Source organism: Antarcticimicrobium sediminis (assembly GCF_004348975.1).
GTDB lineage: Bacteria > Pseudomonadota > Alphaproteobacteria > Rhodobacterales > Rhodobacteraceae > Antarcticimicrobium > Antarcticimicrobium sediminis.
Genome location: NZ_SMFP01000001.1, coordinates 20,892 through 38,919 on the forward strand (window position 1 = coordinate 20,892; position 18,028 = coordinate 38,919).

At 60.1% G+C, this 18,028-nt stretch carries 15 protein-coding genes and 1 tRNA gene; 6 read left to right on the forward strand and 10 right to left on the reverse strand.

From position 1 onward, the window contains the following. Positions 1 to 64: 64 nt before the first annotated feature. The 4 genes from E1B25_RS00115 to E1B25_RS00130 are packed head-to-tail and all read right to left on the reverse strand — an operon-like array spanning position 65 to position 3,961. Positions 65 to 1,561 carry an aldehyde dehydrogenase gene (locus E1B25_RS00115; protein WP_132826651.1) on the reverse strand — a complete coding sequence of 499 codons (1,497 nt, stop codon included), beginning with the start codon at positions 1,559 to 1,561 and terminating at the stop codon, positions 65 to 67. A gap of 13 nt (positions 1,562 to 1,574) precedes the next feature. Then, the gene (locus E1B25_RS00120; RefSeq protein WP_132826652.1) at positions 1,575 to 2,249 is read right to left on the reverse strand and encodes a DUF1028 domain-containing protein; all 675 of its coding nucleotides are present in this window, start codon (positions 2,247 to 2,249) and stop codon (positions 1,575 to 1,577) included. After that, complete coding sequence (locus E1B25_RS00125) at positions 2,246 to 2,674, reverse strand: RidA family protein (protein WP_132826653.1); 429 nt, start codon at positions 2,672 to 2,674, stop codon at positions 2,246 to 2,248. The genes E1B25_RS00120 and E1B25_RS00125 overlap by 4 nt, the downstream gene beginning before the upstream one ends. A 15-nt stretch (positions 2,675 to 2,689) precedes the next feature. After that, positions 2,690 to 3,961 carry a flavin-containing monooxygenase gene (locus E1B25_RS00130; RefSeq protein ID WP_132826654.1) on the reverse strand — a complete coding sequence of 424 codons (1,272 nt, stop codon included), beginning with the start codon at positions 3,959 to 3,961 and terminating at the stop codon, positions 2,690 to 2,692. 632 nt (positions 3,962 to 4,593) lie between these two features. Here E1B25_RS00130 and E1B25_RS00135 point away from each other — a divergent pair. Next, complete coding sequence (locus tag E1B25_RS00135; RefSeq protein WP_132826655.1) at positions 4,594 to 4,992, forward strand: ACT domain-containing protein; 399 nt, start codon at positions 4,594 to 4,596, stop codon at positions 4,990 to 4,992. A 239-nt stretch (positions 4,993 to 5,231) separates the two neighbouring features. Here the strand turns inward: E1B25_RS00135 and E1B25_RS00140 are convergent. Further along, positions 5,232 to 5,317 (reverse strand) — tRNA-Leu (locus E1B25_RS00140). 146 nt (positions 5,318 to 5,463) lie between these two features. Between E1B25_RS00140 and E1B25_RS00145 the strand changes: the two genes are divergently transcribed. Beyond that, positions 5,464 to 6,042, forward strand: coding sequence for a YqaA family protein (locus E1B25_RS00145; protein WP_132826656.1), 579 nt, complete (start codon positions 5,464 to 5,466; stop codon positions 6,040 to 6,042). Next, positions 6,039 to 6,503, forward strand: coding sequence for a disulfide bond formation protein B (locus tag E1B25_RS00150; protein WP_132826657.1), 465 nt, complete (start codon positions 6,039 to 6,041; stop codon positions 6,501 to 6,503). Before E1B25_RS00145 ends, E1B25_RS00150 begins: the two co-directional genes overlap by 4 nt. Before the next feature lie 7 nt (positions 6,504 to 6,510). Here E1B25_RS00150 and E1B25_RS00155 read toward each other — a convergent pair whose 3' ends face one another. After that, the gene (locus E1B25_RS00155; protein WP_132826658.1) at positions 6,511 to 6,936 is read right to left on the reverse strand and encodes an Lrp/AsnC family transcriptional regulator; all 426 of its coding nucleotides are present in this window, start codon (positions 6,934 to 6,936) and stop codon (positions 6,511 to 6,513) included. A gap of 107 nt (positions 6,937 to 7,043) precedes the next feature. Here E1B25_RS00155 and rocF point away from each other — a divergent pair, with 107 nt between their 5' ends. The 3 genes from rocF (at position 7,044) to E1B25_RS22045 (ending at position 10,394) form a co-directional block, all read left to right on the forward strand. Then, on the forward strand, positions 7,044 to 7,970 hold the full coding sequence (gene rocF / locus E1B25_RS00160) for an arginase (RefSeq protein ID WP_132826659.1): 927 nt from the start codon (positions 7,044 to 7,046) through the stop codon (positions 7,968 to 7,970). Next, positions 7,967 to 9,031, forward strand: a complete 1,065-nt coding sequence (locus E1B25_RS00165) for an ornithine cyclodeaminase (protein WP_132826660.1) — start codon at positions 7,967 to 7,969, stop codon at positions 9,029 to 9,031. The genes rocF and E1B25_RS00165 overlap by 4 nt, the downstream gene beginning before the upstream one ends. A gap of 244 nt (positions 9,032 to 9,275) precedes the next feature. Beyond that, entirely contained in the window at positions 9,276 to 10,394 is a 1,119-nt protein-coding gene (locus tag E1B25_RS22045) for a CAP domain-containing protein (RefSeq protein ID WP_165937517.1), read from the forward strand. A gap of 188 nt (positions 10,395 to 10,582) precedes the next feature. Here the strand turns inward: E1B25_RS22045 and E1B25_RS00175 are convergent, their stop codons facing one another. The 4 genes from E1B25_RS00175 to E1B25_RS00190 all read right to left on the reverse strand — a co-directional run bounded on the left by E1B25_RS00175 (position 10,583) and on the right by E1B25_RS00190 (position 17,390). Next, positions 10,583 to 11,236, reverse strand: a complete 654-nt coding sequence (locus E1B25_RS00175; RefSeq protein ID WP_132826661.1) for a DUF2461 domain-containing protein — start codon at positions 11,234 to 11,236, stop codon at positions 10,583 to 10,585. A gap of 511 nt (positions 11,237 to 11,747) precedes the next feature. After that, entirely contained in the window at positions 11,748 to 13,838 is a 2,091-nt protein-coding gene (locus E1B25_RS00180) for a calcium-binding protein (protein ID WP_132826662.1), read from the reverse strand. Positions 13,839 to 14,313: 475 nt separating this feature from the next. After that, on the reverse strand, positions 14,314 to 15,630 hold the full coding sequence (locus E1B25_RS00185; protein ID WP_132826663.1) for an HlyD family type I secretion periplasmic adaptor subunit: 1,317 nt from the start codon (positions 15,628 to 15,630) through the stop codon (positions 14,314 to 14,316). Continuing rightward, a complete protein-coding gene (locus E1B25_RS00190; RefSeq protein ID WP_342635579.1) occupies positions 15,627 to 17,390 on the reverse strand; it encodes a type I secretion system permease/ATPase in 1,764 nt (587 codons plus the stop codon). The genes E1B25_RS00185 and E1B25_RS00190 overlap by 4 nt, the downstream gene beginning before the upstream one ends. Between the last annotated feature and the right edge of the window lie 638 nt (positions 17,391 to 18,028).

Below are 18,028 nucleotides of genomic sequence, written 5' to 3' on the forward strand. Positions count from 1 at the left end.
CGGGCGTGGTGCGAACTGGGCCGCGACCGACACACCCGGGGCTTCTTTCAGCTATCAAACCGGATCAAGCTTGATACTTGATCCAAGTGGTTTTCAGGGCGGTATATTTGTCCAGCGAATGCAGCGACAGATCACGGCCAAAGCCGGATTGTTTCATGCCACCGAACGGCGTTTGCGCCGACAGGGCATCAACCGTGTTCACCGACACGGTGCCAACATGCAGATGATCCGCGACACGGCAGGCGCGGCTGAGGTTGTCGGTCCAGACAGAGGCCGCGAGCCCATAGATGGAATCGTTGGCCATACGCACCACATCCTCCTCGCTGTCAAACGCGATGACAGAAAGAACCGGGCCAAAGATCTCGTCCCGTGCAAGCGGGTTGTCCTGCGTGACATCATCAAAGATCGTTGGCTGTACGAAACAGCCTTTGCCGTCCACCGTGACACGGTCGCCGCCGGTCACCAAATTGGCCGTCTGCTTGCCCTGCTCGACAAAACCCATGATGCCTTGCGTCTGCTTTTCATCGACAATCGCGCCCATTTTCGATGCCGGGTCAAGCGGATCGCCGGGCTGCATCGCCTCGGCACGCTCCTTCAGCCTGGCCACGAAGTCGTCCTTGATCGCGCGTTCCACATAAAGGCGCGAATTGGCGGAACAGACCTCACCCTGATTGAAGAAGATCCCAAAAACCGCCATGTCGGCCGCCGTATCCAGATTTTCACAATCCGCAAAGACGATATTGGGGCTCTTGCCGCCGGTCTCTGGCCAGATTTGTTTCAGGTTCGACTGTCCGGAGTATTGCATGAACATCTTGCCGATCGCGGTGGACCCGGTGAAGGCGAGACAATCGACGTCCATATGCAAACCAAGCGCCTTACCTGCCGTATGGCCATACCCCGGCACCACGTTGAACACGCCCTCCGGCACACCGGCCTCGGCCGCCAATTCGGCCAACCGCAGCGCCGAAAGCGGGGATTGCTCCGCAGGTTTCAAAATGACGGAATTGCCCGCCGCCAATGCTGCTGCAGCTTTCCACGTCGCCATATCCAGCGGAAAATTCCAGGGCGTCACCGCGCCGACGACCCCCAGCGGAACGCGACGTACCAGCGCCAGATCACCCGGGCCGGTGGGTGCGACCTCATCATAAAGCTTGTCGATGGCTTCCGCATACCACTGGAAGAAATGCGCCGATCCCGGGGCATCAACGGTAGACGCATCCGTGATCGTCTTGCCCATGTCGAGACTGTCGAGCAGGGCCATTTCCTCAAGATTGTCCCGCAAGAGATCCGCCAGTTTCAGAAGCACCGCCTTGCGATCCCCCGGTGCCATGCGCGACCAGTGACCCGCGTCAAAGGCCCGGCGACCGGCGGCGACCGCGCGGCCAACGTCCTCTGCGTCACATTCCGCCACGGCGGTCAGCACCTCGCCGGTGGCCGGATTGATGCTATCGAAGGTCTTGCCTGACGCGGCCTCAACGAATTTCCCCCCGATGAAGGCCTTGCCGCGCAAATCGAGCTTGGCCGCGCGCGATTTCCAGTCCTGATGCGAATAATCGAGCATATGTTTCCCTTTTTCAGTCGTCGCCGGGCACGCCGTAGGACGGCGCCTCGCGGGGGTCGAGGGCGCGCTGGACATAGGCGTCCAACTGCGGCTTGTAGACGTCCCAAGCGGTTGCGATGGCCTCGATGGGGCAGCCCTCGGTCCAGTCGCAGCGCAGATCGGCCACCGGCCAAGCGACTTTGTCGACGATCTGCATCCCGGCGGAATGCACCGGGCCAGCTTCACCGCCCGCCGCGAGGCCCGCCCGCATGGCGGCAATCAATCGGTCCCCGATATGGCCAGTAGCACAGAGGTAGCCCTCGACAATCGCCTGCGGCACGCCGTCGTTGGCCAGCAGATTGCCGCCAGAGGCCACATTTTCAGCCTGCGCTTGCGTCCAGATACCAAGCGAGTTCGGCCCTGAATGGATTGCAGTGCCGCCGTTGATGTCGACGGCCAGAACCTGACGGTATTCCACGAATTTCGCCACAGACGCCATTTTGGCAATCGCCGCATCGGCGCTCATGCCGCTCTGCATCAGGTCCAGCGTCAGCGGCCCGAGCGCCGGATCCGTCACGTTCTGCGACGCCACCGCGCCGACCCCTGCCCGGCTGTAGGAACACCGCGCTGCCACGGCGGGAGAGGACGATGAAATGGCCACGCCGAACATCCCGGTATCCGGGCACCGTGCGACAATCGAAAAGGTCATGCGCCGTATCCTTCGGGAATGACCGCCGTGCCATCGATTTCGACCAGCCATTCGGGCCGCGCCAACGCCTGCACCACAAGCCCGGTCGAGACCGGGTGCACGCCTTTGATGTATTCGCCCATGGTGCGATACACCGCCTCGCGATGGCGCACATCCGTGATGTAGACGACGACCTTGACCAGATGCGCCATCTCGCCGCCGGCCTCTTCGATCAATTGCTTGATGTTCTGCATGACCTTGTGGGTCTGTTCGACGGGATCACGGCTGTCGATGTTCTTGGCGTCGTCCAGATTTTGCGGACACTGGCCACGCAGCCAGACCGTCTTGCCACCTTCGGTTACAACAGCCTGACACAGGTCGTTGTCCAGATTCTGTTCGGGATAGGTCACGCCAGTATTGAACTTGCGGATGCGGGTATGGGCCATTCTATATTCCTTGGATTACTCGGCGGCGGACTGCACGATCACAGCCTCGCCGTCATAGCGCTGATAGGCGCGTTGAATTTCGATCTGATCGGCAATGTGTTTGGCATCGTGCCACACGCCCCAGAGAAAGGATGATCCACGCCGCGACTGCCAAGGCAGGCCAAGAAAATAGACATCCGGCACCACCGACAATCCGCGCTGATGGATCGGGGCGCCTTTTTCGTCGAACGCCTCGACTTTCAACCAGCCAAAGTCCTGCCGAAACCCTGTCGCCCAGATGATCGAGGTCACACCTTCCGCAGCCAAGTCGATCGAGCGGAGCGGGTTGGTCAGGCACTCCGGATCCGGATAGGTCTTGCGCGCTTCGGGCTCCTCCGGCAGGTCGATACCGGTGCGCGCGACATGGGCATCGGCCTTGTCCAGCACGTCCAGGTAATTGGCGTCCCCCGCAGCAATGTTCCCTTTGAGATCGTCAGCGAAGTGCAGGACGCCATCCTTGAACCCGCTTGTCAGGCCCGTCAGGGTAACCCCCTCCCCCGCCAACCGGCGGAAATCCATCGTCTGTCCGCCTCGCGCGCCACTGACAGAAATGGTGACATGCTCGGTCCCCGGTGCCGGAGCCGCCATATCCCACAGGCCCAGAACACCCAGCCACCACACATTGTCGCGGCCCCGGTACCGCCGCGGCGGACGGTCATGCGGCCCCACGGAAAGGAACACCTTGCGTCCAGCCCTGTTCAACTCATCCGCGATCTGCGCGCCGGAAGATCCCGCACCGACAACCATTACAGCCCCTTCCGGCAGCTGTTCGGGGGTCTTGTAATGAAAGGAATGCAGCTGCTCGATGTCCGCGGTTTGAGGGACAATCGGCGGGATGATGGGGTGCTGAAATGCGCCAGTCGCGGCGACAATGCGGCGTGCCGTGATCTCACCTTTGCTTGTCTTGACCAGAAACCCGCCCTCTCCCGGAAGAGGCTCGGCCGAGAGCACCTCGACCCCCTCACGGATCGGCGCGTTGATCATCGCGGCATAGTCGACCAGATACTGCGCCATCCGGTCCTTGGACACGAATTCGTCAGGATGGCAGTTCTCGAATTCCAACCCCGGAAAGCGATCATGCCACGCCGGGCCATTGGCGACCAACCTGTCCCATCGACCGGTGCGCCATGCTTCCGCTGTGCGGTTTTTTTCCAAAACGATATGAGGGACATCCGCGCGACTGAGATGTTCGCTCATCGCGATGCCGGCCTGTCCGCCCCCGACAATCAGTGTGTCTGTTTTCTCCATGAGTACGTCAGCACTCCCCGCATTTGATTGCCCAACACACCCCAACACCGGAGCGATACGATGTTCTTATGCAGTCCCCGCAAACTGGAAAATTACGAATTCGATCATCATTGCTTAGGGTAAGCCTAAACCAAACCCGCCGGCCCGATCTTTGCTGTGTCAAAATCCGACCCTTGGACGCAGCCGCTCCGCGGCAGCAGGGAGAGCGGGAGATCTATACCGTGGAAATGTACCGGAAGGTTCACCTGGCGTGAGCCGAGGGCATGAGCGCCCGGACGGCGGCGCAGCATTTCAACATTTCACGTGGGACGGTAGAGAGGATGCTGGCCTTCTCCGAGCCGTCTGGCTATCCGCGTGTCCAGTTTGTCGCGCAGCGCCCCTGAACGTGGTGTTGACCTTATCTTTCGTGAGGTGCCCCATGCCCTCCGCGAAATCCCTCAGCCGCAATGCTCGACATGACGGCTTCAGAATTTCGCCGCCTCGTCGGCCAAGGCGCCTTACCGTCGGCCAAACCAATCGGTGGCTACAAGCGTTGGAGGGTTGGGGACCTTGCGGCTATGGTCGGTGTGGCTTGCCTGATGGTCGGCATGTTTCTTGTTAGCCTTGAAACTCATTAAAAACAGGGAGGTACCATGGTGGGTGAGACAAATTTGGACATACTCCTAAGAGGCATGTCGGCAGAGCTTGTGGACGGCTTGTATGTGTTCGCGACGGTTTCAGATGGTGTTGTGCCGGTTGGAGTTCGTCCCAGAATGACGTTTCAAGAAGCCGAAGGGCTGACACTCATACTTCTGAAGGAGGAGGCCGAAGCGCATAAACTGGCCTATGAATTCCCCTGCCGCATGATCACCTTGAACATCCATTCGTCACTCGAAGCCGTCGGATTTCTGGCGCGTATTACAACGGCTCTTGCAAGACATGGCATGGGGGTGAACCCTGTTTCAGGCTTTTTCCATGATCATCTTTTCGTGCCCGATGGCAGAGAGAATGAGGCGGTTTCTGTTCTCAAAGAACTTGCGACCCACGCCTGATTGTCGAAAGCCCGCTTGGTCCGCATTCCTGAAGCGGTGTTCGGACGCCGAAATCCAAGCAGTAACAGGTCAAAGCCTTGCAACGGTGGCCAAGTACCGCAAGGAAGCAAACCGAAAGCAGCTGTCACGCACCGCGCAAATCCGGAGATCCAAACAATGATGTGGGAGTCGCATGTGGGAGTCGGCTTCATTTCTGAAATGGGTTGCGCTCGATATCGAGCGCAACCCATTGAAAACATTGGTACCCAAGGCCGGACTCGAACCGGCACGCCCGTTAAGGCGGGGGATTTTGAATCCCCTGCGTCTACCATTCCGCCACTTGGGCCTCGCCCTTCCGATACCCCAAGGTGCGGGGCGAGGTCCAGAGTGAAAAACGCATTGACGCGATGTGTTGTGATGTTCCCGTGGTTGACCACGGCATCGCCGCGTGGTTTTCCCCTGAGGCATAGATTTCAGCGCCAGGATCCGCCCATGCTCAAACGCCTTTATGACCGCACACTCGCGCTGGCCGATCACCCCCGGGCGATGTGGGCGCTGGCCTTGGTGTCTTTCATCGAAAGTTCGGTGTTTCCGATTCCGCCCGATGTGCTGATGATCCCGATGATTCTGGCCCGGCCCCATCGCGCTTGGGCAATCGCCGGGGTGGCCCTGATCGCCTCGGTGCTGGGCGGGATGCTGGGCTATGCCATCGGCGCCTTCGCCTATGAAAGCATCGGCCAGCCCATTCTTGAAATGATGGGCAAGGGTGACGCGATGGAAAACTTCAACACGCGCTTTAACGATTTCGGGTTCTGGGCGGTGCTGGCCGCTGGCGTTACCCCCTTCCCCTACAAGGTGATCACCATCATGTCGGGCTGGACCGGAATGCCGCTGGCCACCTTCGTCACCACCTCGATCCTGGCCCGCGCGCTGCGCTTTTTCGTTCTGGCCGGTCTGTTGCGCACCTTTGGTGAGCCGATCCGGGATTTCATCGAATCACGGTTGAACCTTGTCTTTACCGTCTTTGTCGTCCTGCTGGTCGGCAGCTTTTTCCTGGTGAAATACCTATGACACGTGCCGTTCTGATCTTGATCGCGGCTGGCGGCTCGGCCGCGCTGCTGCTGGGCGCGCTGGCGTTCCAGTATATCGGCGGCCTGCCGCCCTGCGATCTGTGCATTTTGCAACGCTGGCCGCATCTGGCCGCTGCCGGGATTGGCGTCGTGGCGCTGGCCGTCCCCGGGCGGGTGCTGCCGCTGCTGGGGGCCGTGGCCGCGCTCACCACCGCCGCCTTCGGGCTCTATCACACCGGGGTGGAACGCGGTTGGTGGGAAGGGCCCACCACCTGCACTTCCGGCCCCGTCACCGGGCTGAGCCCGGATCAGCTGATGGAACAGATCATGTCCGCGCCGCTGGTGCGCTGTGACGAGGTGGCATGGGAGCTGCTGGGCCTGTCGATGGCCAGTTGGAACGCCATCGCGGCGCTGGTGCTGGCCGGGGTCTGGATCACCATCGCAGTGCGCAGGCCGCGCTGAGCCGCGCTCAGGCGGATTTGCGCGTCGATAGCAACAGGCTGGTCTCGCTGGTGCTGACCCCATCGAACATGCGGATGCGCGCCAACGCCTGATCTAGCGCCTCCAGCGTTTCGGTCCCCAGTTCCACGATCAGATCCCAACGCCCGTTGGTGGAATGGATCGCGCGCACCTCGGCCAAGCCATGCAACTGCCGGGTGATGCGCGCCGCGCCCCTGCCCTCGATCCCGATCATCATCAGGCCGCGCACCGGATCGCGCAGCACGTCCTGTTTCAGCACCACGCTAAACCCCAAGATGTCGCCGCGCTGCTGCAAGCGTTCGATCCGGGATCGAACGGTGGTGCGCGACAGGCCCAGCCGCAACGCCAGATCCGAGAGCGAGGCGCGCGCGTCATGACGCAACGCGGCAATCAAACGCTCGTCCGTATTGTCCATTTAGGCTTCCGATTCGTACATATAGGTTCCATTTTGGCCATTATGGCGGGTGGAGTTCAACGCAATTCGGCGGCACGCTCAAAGGGAAACAGATAGTTCGGGGCGAGATGAAACACACTGACTGCATCCTGATCGGCGCGCCGGTCGACAGCGGCAAACGCCGCGCTGGCTGCCTGATGGGGCCGGACGCACTGCGCACCGCCGGACTGGCAGAGGCCCTGCGCGATCTTGGGCACCGGGTCGAGGATCTGGGGAATCTGACCCCCGAACCGTACAGTCCCGACACCGGGGAAGGCCCGCTGTTCAAACCCAATGAGACCGCCGGCTGGACCGCGCGGCTGATCGCGACGGCCGAGGGCGCCATGACGCGGGGGCTGCCGATCTTTCTGGGGGGCGATCACGCGCTGTCGCTGGGCTCGGTCGCGGGGGTGACCAGCCACGCCGCCCGCGCGGGCCGGCCGCAATTCGTGCTCTGGCTCGACGCGCATAGCGACTTTCATACGCCCGAGACCACGGACTCCGGCAATTTGCACGGCACGCCCTTGGGCTATGTCACCGGGCGGTCTGGTTTTGCCGGGTTCCCGCCGCTGACGACCCCGGTACAGCAGGAAAACATCTGCCTGCTCGGGCTGCGCTCGGTCGATGACGCCGAACGCGCCGCGCTGGAGGGCAGCGCGATCCGTCGCCACGACATGCGCGAAATCGACGAGCGCGGCATCGCCCGCCCGCTGGGTGACTTCCTTGATCGGGTGGCGGCGGAAAACGGCATGCTGCATGTCTCGCTCGACGTGGATTTTCTCGACCCCTCCATCGCGCCGGCAGTGGGCACCACGGTGCCCGGTGGCGCCACCATCCGCGAGGGGCATCTGGTGATGGAAATGATCTGCGACAGCGGCTTGATGACCTCACTGGATCTGGTGGAACTCAACCCGTTTCTCGACAACCGCGGGCGCACCGCGCAGCTTCTGGTGGACCTCACCGCCTCGGCGCTGGGGCGCCGTGTTTTCGACCGACCGACAAGGGCTTTTGCATGACACAGACCTCTCATCCCTCTGACAAGGCCTTGGTGCCGTTCGTTTCCGTCGATCACATGATGCAGTTGATCCACCGCATCGGGCTGGAGCAGATGTTGCGCGAACTGGCCGGGTATATCGAGGATGATTTCCGCCGCTGGGAACTGTTCGACAAAACCCCGCGGGTCGCCAGCCATTCCGCCGAGGGCGTGATCGAACTGATGCCAACCTCTGACGGCGAGGTCTATGGCTTCAAATATGTCAACGGTCACCCCAAGAACATGAAGGAAGGGCTGCAAACCGTTACAGCTTTTGGACTTTTGGCGAATGTCGACAACGGCTATCCGGTTCTGCTCAGCGAGATGACGATCCTGACCGCGTTGCGCACGGCGGCCACCTCGGCGATGGTGGCCAAGCATCTTGCACCGAAAGGCGCCCGCACCATGGCGATGATCGGCAATGGCGCGCAGTCGGAATTTCAAAGTCTGGCGATGAAGGCGATCTGCGGCATCGACACCGTGCGGCTGTGGGATATCGATTCCAAGGCCACCGCGAAATGCGCTGCAAATCTGGCCGGCCACGGGCTGCGCGTGGTGCCCTGCACCAGCGCCGAACAGGCGATCGAAGGCGCGCAGATCCTCACCACCTGCACCGCCGACAAGCAATGCGCCACGATCCTGAGCGACAACATGGTCGGCCCCGGTGTGCATATCAACGCCATCGGTGGCGATTGCCCGGGCAAGACCGAACTTGCCCCCGGCATCCTGTCCCGGGCAGGCGTCTTCGTCGAATATCCGCCGCAGACCCGGATCGAGGGCGAGATCCAGCAGATGCCCGAGGATTTCCCGGTGACCGAAATCTGGGAGGTGATCACAGGGCGCAAACCGGGGCGGCGCAACGCCGAGCAGATCACGCTGTTTGACAGTGTTGGCTTCGCGACCGAGGATTTCAGCGCCCTGCGCTATGTGCGCGACAAGGTCAAAGGCACCGGTCTGTCGCATATGCTGGATCTGCTGGCCGACCCGGACGATCCGCGCGATCTGTTCGGCATGGTCCAGCGCGCCGCCCCGGCGGAAATGTGACATGAAGCAGTCCTGTGGTTCAAAAGAGCCGCAGGACCGGTTTGACCGATAGGCGAGCCCCCGCTGACCGGCGTTTCCCGCATTAGGCCGGAGGGCGATTCAGCGGAAAAACGGCAGGTATTTGCGCAGTACCTGCGCTTTTAGGCGGAATTTTTCGCAATTTTCCGCAATTTTTCGGTTCAGTTGCTTTCTTGAATGGCGACGTGCAATCGAACTCCCGGAACACAGACACGGGGAAAAGTGCATGTCGATTGCAAGTGATATAGAACGGTTCATGTTGGACCTAGTGAACGCCGAGCGAGCGGCGGCGGGGCTGTCTCCACTTAAACTGGAGCAGCATCTCAACGACTCCGCAGAAGACCACAGCACGTGGATTTTGGACGAGGACGTCTTTTCTCATACGGGTCTAAACGGGTCATCGTCTTCAGAGCGGATGGCCGATGCTGGCTTTGTTTTCTCCGGGAGCTGGCGCTCGGGTGAGAATATCGGTTTTCAGAGCGAAAGGGGGGCTGCCGGGGTCTATGACGACGTGGAGGATATTCACGATTCCCTGATGGCAAGTACAGGTCATCGGTGGAACATCCTCAATCCCGACTATGAATACATGGGGATCGGAATCGAACTGGGTGATTACAAGGGCTTTGACGTGATCGTCGTCACGCAGAACTTCGCCGCAACCGATGGTGCGGTTTTGCTCGACACGGGCGAGAGTCAGACTGTGTCCGGTACGATTGTCGGGGACAGTGGTAGCAACCTGTTGATGGGCACCAGCAGCGCAGACATTCTCCAGGGTTTTGCGGGCGACGATGTTCTAAGAGGACTGGGCGGCGCGGACACGCTGGAAGGCGGAAATGGGGCTGATACGATTTACGGCGGCACTGGAAATGATGCTCTCTTAGGTGGCGGCGGGGCTGACCTAGTCAAGGGGAAAAACGGTGACGACACACTTTATGGGGACGCCGGTCAGGATGTTCTGAAAGGCGGAAGTGGTCAGGACACGTTGGACGGGGGCACCGAAAAGGACAAGTTGACCGGAGGGGCGAACGAAGATGTTTTTCTGTTCACGGACGCCAGTCACAGCGCGCAGCGCGCTGATCGTGATGTGATCGTCGATTTTGACCGCGCTCAGGACATCATTGACCTGTCAGCCATCGACGCGAATACAACGCGGTCCGGCGATCAGGGCTTTACTTTCATCGGGACCGACGCCTTCAGCGGCACAGCCGGCGAGCTGCGGTACCGTTCGCTGGCCAGCGACACGAAACGTGAGATCCAGGGCGATATCGACGGGGACGGAACGGCGGACTTCTTTATCCTTGTGAAGGGCGCCTTCACGCTAGCGGCGGACGATTTCCTGCTCTGACCGTCAGGGGTGGCCGGCCAAGGCCCGTTGATTGGTTTGGGGCTGGCGGACCCGCGCTCATGACGTTCCCGAAACACCGGGGGCGTCATGAGCGATCCTGACCGACCTGCCCGAGATCGGAGGGGCCTGTTTCCAATACTCAGGCAGCAGGCCGTGCACACCGGGCGACACCATCACCACGCGCGCAATCAGTCGAAGTACCGCACCAGAGGGCTGGCCGAGCGGAAGGTCTCAATCAACAGATCAATCACGTTGTCGTCCAGCAACAATGCGTCTGGTATGTCTTTGCGGCACCCTAAGCCGATCATTTTCAGATAGGGCGCTGCCGGACCCTTGCTGTCAAAACCGTCTGGCACAGCCCCCAACAGCTTTCGTGTGACAATTCCGTCTGGGAACGCCACTTTGAACTCGGGATCGGTCGTGACGTCTTCAAGGCCCTGCGGATCGTCGAGCAGATGCCTGCGCATCCTTGCAAGCGCCGCCTTAGAGGGGTGGAAAAGCCCTGCCCCTGCGTGGCAATTCCCCGGCTCGATATGGAGGTAATATCCGACGTCTTCGGCGGGATTCCCTGCATTGGCAAACACATCCACGTCCGTGCGGTACAGGCCGGGCCCGACGCGATCGCGGGCGTCCTGAAAGAACTTGGAGAAACTTTGCTTGGGTTTGAACTTTGCCTCAGCGACGTAAGGATCAAAACGATCCGCATAGTCGTGGAGTGTCATCGCGATGCCCGTAAAATTGCGCAAAGCGTCGTCGCGTTCCTCGCGGTGCGCGTCCATCCAGGCTTTCCGGTTGTTCGTTGCAAGATCTGCAAGAAACAGAAATGTCTCGGGCTCTACCATGCGCGCTGCTCCTGTTTCGCAGTGCCGCGAGGCTGGTCTGCGGTCCTGTTGTATCCTTGTAGGGTCGGATCAAGGGAACAGCCATGCATTTGAAGCGCTGCCTCAGGGACATCGGAAAGAAATCTTTCGATACCATTGAATGCCCGGTCCCAGCCGTTCCTGCGGTCGGCCTTCTCGGCGTGTTTGTCTTGGCGGCGAATCCGCTTGTGCGGTCGGGGTCGCCAACACGAGTGCGCAGAGAGAAAAGGTAAGTTGATCGCTGGGGTTTCCCGGCTGTCACCCCGTCGGGTTTGGGGCCAGTATTGGGGAAAAGCGATCGTCTCCGAGGCCAGCGGGTCTTGGAAAGGCCTTTACACAGATTAAGACAGCGCCCCGCAAACGGGGCGCTGTCCTGGGGATCGGACCGAGGATGGGGTCTTTTCCGAAGCCCGATGTCTCCCCCACAGGAGTGCCCCCAATCGGGGACACTCCATTCAGGAACAACTCGGACCCCCAGTCAGGTCCAATCCGGTTAAGCGACCGCCACGTACTCTGCGGCCAGATCGATGCAAAGCACCCCGCCACTGATGAAGACGTTCGCATCCTGCTCGACGAAGAGCGTGGCGATCTCCAACTCGGTCGTGTTGATCGTCGTGTCGCCGATACCGTCGATCGAAAGTTCCGTGCAGCAGTACGCTGGCGGGGTCCAGATCGCTTCCCAGTTCGTATGCGGATTCTCGGGCTCGCAGTCCGGCAGGGTCACGCATTTGTCTTCGAACTCGATGATCCCCTTGCCGTCGCCGTCCTCGCCGGACTTCAGCAGGAAGTCCATCAGGGCCGCATCGTCGAAGAACGGATCGCTCGGATCGATGCCCTCCAGTTCAGCCACCAGCCCCTTGACGAGGACCGAGCCACCCAGGCTCGACGTGATCAAGACGTCCTGATCGCCGTTGGCGAGCGTGGCCGACAGTGTGCCTTCGAAGGCGGAGTGGAAGATCACGCGATCCTCTTGGTCAGCATCGAAGTCCATGATGGTGTTGTTGCCGATCACGGTAGAGGTGTAATCCTCCGGATCGTCGCAGTCGCCATCGCCGTTGACATCGACATCATGGCCGAAGACGAAGTCATCGCCATCCGCTTCGCCCCACATCGTGTCGTTGCCCACGTCGGCGATCAGGCAGTCGTCATCCTTGCCGCCGTGCAACTCGTCATCGCCTTTGCCGCCAAGCAGGACATCCATACCGCCGCCGGTCTGGCCTTGGTCACCGAAGAGGATATCGTTGCCGACGTTGCCGTAAAGCATGTCGTCGCCATCGCCGCCATCCAGGTAATCTTCTCCTGCGCCGCCGTCGAGGTCGTCCTCACCGGTGCCGCCGTAGAGATAATCGTTGCCATTGCCACCATTCAGACAATCGTCGCCTGAGTCACCGTAAAGGACGTCTTGCCCCCAATTGCCAGCGATCACGTCATTCCCGGCATCGCCCACCAGAAAGTCGTTGCCGCCGTTACCCTGGATCTGGTCGTGACCTTCGCCACCACTGACGAAATCGTGACCCTCATCGCCGGCAAGGATGTCGTTGCCGTCCTGACCGTAGATGGTGTCGTTGTCGGCACCGCCATTGACCTGGTCATCGTCCTCACCCGCATAGATGGTGTCGTTGCCTTCGTTGCCCTGGATCAGGTCGCTGGCTTCACCAACCGCCGGGTCGCCGTCGGCATTGTCACCATAGATGGTGTCGTTGCCTTGCCCACCCTTGATGCAGTCGGCGTTGTCGTTGCCCTCGATCAAGTCATCGCCCCAGCCGCCGTCGATCAGGTCATCGCCGCCGCCACCCTGGATGCTGTCCTTACCAGCGCCACCCCAGATCGTGTCATTGCCGCGCTGCCCGAGCAGGGCGTCATCGCCGTCGCCGCCGTCGATCTTGTCGTGGCCATTCCAGCCGCGGATGATGTCATCACCGGAGCCGCCATAGGCCCAGTCGTTGCCAGCGCCGCCGTTGATATAATCATCACCGGCATTGCCCGCGAGGACATCATTGCCAGCGTTGCCATAAAGGACATCGGCCCCCATACCGCCTGACATCATGTCATAGCCAGCGCCGCCGCGCATGATATCATCGCCCGACTGACCGGCCATGCAGTCATCGCCGTCGTTGCCATACATGGTGTCATTGTCGGCGCCGCCGAGCATCACGTCGTTGCCGGTACCACCGGTCATGCAGTCGTTGCCGGTGCCACCGATCATCAGGTCGTTATCGGAGCCGCCGTCCATCACGTCGTTGCCGCCGCCACCGGCCATCACATCGTCGCCGGCATCACCGTTGAGTTGGTCATTGCCTTGCCAACCGCCGAGCTCATCCCCCAGCAGCGCGTCGTTGCCAAAACCGCCGAAGAGATAATCGTGCCCGGCGTCGCCGCGCAGGAAGTCGTCGCCCCAGTTGCCGGCGATGACGTTGTCACCCCCGTTACCCGCGACGTGGTCGTCGCCGCCAAAGGCCTTGCCCTTGTTGACGCCCGGAATGTCCTTGAAATCGCCGTTGTCGCTATTCGGCGTACCGCCGAGCCAGACATTGCCGGAAACCGAAGCCCAGGCCTCCGCGAATGTTTTCTTGTTGATACCCATGGTTTTACCCCCCAAAATTTAGGTTTTGAAAAAACGCGGCCGTGAGTCCGAAGAAAACCTTCAACACGGTTACGCGCGCAACTGGTGGTGTAATTGACCCCCGTCACCCCCTCATTCAGCCACAAACACAGTCTTTCAAATACCCTCATTTGGGGGTGTTTCCTCAAATTTTCTATTTTTTTGGATCATTCGTTTCACATAAGAATGCAAATACATGAAACATGCAGAAACCGCATACAGCCTTTATTCAATCGAAGCCCTGGCCGATTCCGGAAACGAGAATGGGTGGCTCGCATGAGCCACCCAAAATCTTGATTTCAAATGATTAATTTTAACAACAATCTCGCGACATATGCGCATCCCGGCTTAATCAGAGCACAACATTCCATCTCTCGCATCACAATGTATCCGAAAATGCAATCCTGTAGAAATCGGAAACAAGGACCGAACTCGCAATTAAAAACCGCGCCTCCTGTCAGGCCCCATCCCGCATTGACTTTTGGAAATAGCGGGTGATCGGTTTTGTCAAATAATCCATTGGTGAGTGCTCGCCAGTGCGGATAAACGTCTGCGCCGGCATTCCGGGAATCAGGATCTGACCCTCCGGAAGTTTCTCAATTTCAGATTTAGGAAGCTCGACCTCGGTTCGGTAATAGGACCGGCCAGATTGCTGATCGTTGAAGACGTCGGGCGAAACACGCGTAACGCGCCCAATAAGATCGGGAGTCGAGCGCATGTCGAAGGCACTGAAGCGCAGAATGACCTCCTGGTTCGGGGAGACCTTGTTCACGTCAGACGCATCGACTTCCGCCGCGATGATAAGCGGGCGATCCTTGGGAATGATGAACAGGATCGGATCAGCGGGTTTGATCACCGACCTCGGGCCGAACAGCCTGACATCATAGGCAATTCCGGAGACCGGCGCGCGGATGTCCATGCGTTCCAGCAGTGTCAACAGCGCGCTTCTTCTTTCGGTTGCCTCCATTTCGTTGTACTGAAGATCGCGCAACATCGAAATCGCCTCTTCGCGGCGCTGGGTGTGCAGTCTGAGCAGTTGGATGCTCAGTTCGGAAATCCGCTCCATTGCCTCGGCCCGGCGCGAGGTCAACTCGCCCTTCAGGCCAGCCAGACGCGCGTCTTCTCTCCGAAGCGAAAGAACCCTGGAGTTCTGGGCAAGGCCCTTTTCCAAAAGTGTCTCTTGGGTCGTGGTCTCTTCCTTGATCAACGCGTCCTGACGATCAAGGGCAACTGTCTGGGCGTCGATTCCCTCTATTTGCTTTTCCAGTTGCAGCTTCTGGTTCGCGAGTTGGGTCACCGATTTATCCAGATTGTCGCGGCGGGCCCTGAACAGGCGTTCCTGGCCTTCGACGAGCGCCTGGACGTCGGGTCTCCTATCGGCGACCTCGGTCAGGATCGGATCGAAGGTGATGGTGTCACGCTCTTCGCGTTCTGCCTCAAGCCGGCCGCGCCGCGCCATCAGCTCGTACAACTGGCCTTCGACGATCTTCAGCTCCGAAAGGCTCACTGTCGGATCGAGCATGACCAGCAGGTCGCCCGCGCTGACGATATCACCTTCCTGGACGAAAATCTTGTCGACGACACCGCCATCGAGGTGCTGCACCGCCTGCCGGTTGCGATCCACCACGATACGGCCCGGAGCCATAACGGCCCCGTCGATTTCCGCCCGCATGGCCCAGGCGCTGAAGCCGCCGAGCATCAGGATTATGGTGCCAAAGCCCACCAGCATGGGCACGAAGGTCGGGGAGATGCCCGTATCCGATTTCCGGCTCATGCGACACCCCCTACCGTCTTCTTGGTTTTCTGAATGACTCGAACATTGGCAAGCATCTCGGACATGACCTTTTCGCGCGGCCCCCAGGCGGCGCGGACCCCGTTTTCGAGCATGAGCAGCTTGTCGCATTCCTTGATGGCGGAAGGCCGGTGCGCCATGATCAGGATGGAGTTGCCAGCCTGTTTCATCGCGATCACCGCCCTGTTCAGCGCGATCGACCCTTCGTTGTCGAGATTCGAGTTCGGCTCGTCGAGAACCAACAAGACCGGATCCCCATAGAGCGCGCGCGCCAGACCGATCCGTTGGACCTGCCCCCCGGACAACTGCGTTCCGATGGTGCGGATCGGAGTATTGTACCCTTTCGGCATCGTCAGGATCAGTTCGTGTGCCGCGGCCTTCTTGGCCGCCCCAATCACTTTCTCGTCGTCGAAATCGGTGGCGAGCCGGGCAATGTTTTCCGCGATCGTGCCATCAAACAGGGTGACGCGCTGCGGCAGGTACCCGATGTACTGGGCCAAGCGTTCGGGATGGTACTGATCCAGCGGCGCCCCATCCAGAAAGATCTTGCCACCCGCCAGCGGCCAGATGCCGGTGATGCTGCGCGCGAGGGTGGATTTTCCCGATCCGCTGGGCCCGATCACGCCGACGGCCTCTCCCGGCATCACGTTGAAGGTGATCTGTCGCAGCGTCGCCTGATGGCCCTCGGGCGGCACCACGGTGATATTCTTGATTTCCAGACGTGAGCGGGGGCGTGGCAGTTCAACCTGCACCCGATCCTCGCGCACTTCGGACAGCAGGGTCACCAGATTGTCCCAGCCGCGTCTCGCCCGCTGCACCACGCTCCATTGATTGACAACCGTTTCAACCGGCGCAAGCGCCCGGCCCAACAGGATTGAGGATGCGATCATGACGCCCGGCGTCACCTCGCCCCGCAGAACAAGAAACGCCCCAAGGGCGAGCATGGAAGATTGCAGAAACAGCCTGAATGTTTTCGACAGGGTCAGGAAGCTTCCGCCCAGATCGCTGGAGCGCACGCTCTGCTGGAGGCTGCGTTGCCGCATCTTCGTCCACTGCCGGAAGGCATTCGACTGCATCCCAAGGCTCCGGATCGTCTCGGCCTCGTTCTGCACCAGATCGGAATACCGTTCAGACATGTAGCCCGCCGCAGCAGCTTTTACCGAGGAGACCTTGGTGGTGAGCTGGTTGAAGATCGCGGACAGGATGAGCACACTGCCGCCAGCGACGGCGGCGAGCCCCAGCCAAGGGTGAAACAGCGAAATACCGACCATGTAGATTGGCGCCCAGGGCGCGTCGAACAGGGCAGAAAAGACAGGTGACGAATAATATCGCTGGATCGCTTCAAGATCTTTCAGCTGATTGCCCCGCAGGGCCTGCTGGTCCAGATCCTGATCCATCGATGTCTTCTTGATCATCGCCTCGAAGACACGGCGATCCAGTTTGGCCTGAAAATTTGCCCCCATCCGGGTCAGCACACGCCCGCGGGCCCAATCGACGAGTCCCATAGTGAGAAAGAGGAAAGCGACAATGGCGAACAGCGCCACAAGGGTCTCCTCCGAGCGCGACCCAAGGACACGATCATATGTCTGGAGCATAAAAAGAGGACCGGTCAGCATTAGAATGTTAAGAAACACGCTGAAGAATGCCGCCGACCAAAATAAGGCGCGAAACTGTCGTTTTGTTTCCCTTAATTCAGACAAGCCTAGTGAATAATCTACTTTCGACATAATGACCCCCGTCATGACTTCGGACGCCACCGCGCAAGAACCTCAAACAGTCATTGCGATAAGTCGGTATTGCCCGACTCAAAACACTATTAACGATTTGTTTACCGGTCATTGACGAAAATCATTCGGTGCGCGGCGGCGGGATCGTTCTGCCATCGGACGAGTGCCCCCAACGGCATACGGACAGCCCGCGCGCAGGTTTTATAATGTCCATGAAGATGCCCGTGACGATATCCGTGACGTTCCGCGCGCCGCGCTCGATCTCGGAGAACCTCATGCTCGGGCGTAACGCCGCGCCAAAGACTCCGGAGCCAGATCCCTTGACAGACGGCAAGCCAGAACGGCGACACTCCAGACGGATGGAAAACACGTAAGTCTTTATAATATCGTTAAATTTACCTCCTCCCTTGTTCACCCCCACACACGCCCAAGCGGACAAGTTCGCGGTGTATCATTTGCGGCAGGCTGGGCCAGACTGAACGGCCAGTACGTGCCATAAACGGCCGCGGCGCGCGCGCTGGAACGATCATAGGGCGCGCACTCCGAAGACAGGGTTGGGGACGTTTTCGCGGCGTGATTCTCTGCGCCATGCCTGTTTCGGGCACGGCCTTCGCGAGCCCCACGCACCCGGCCCGAGCGGCTGAATCAAGACC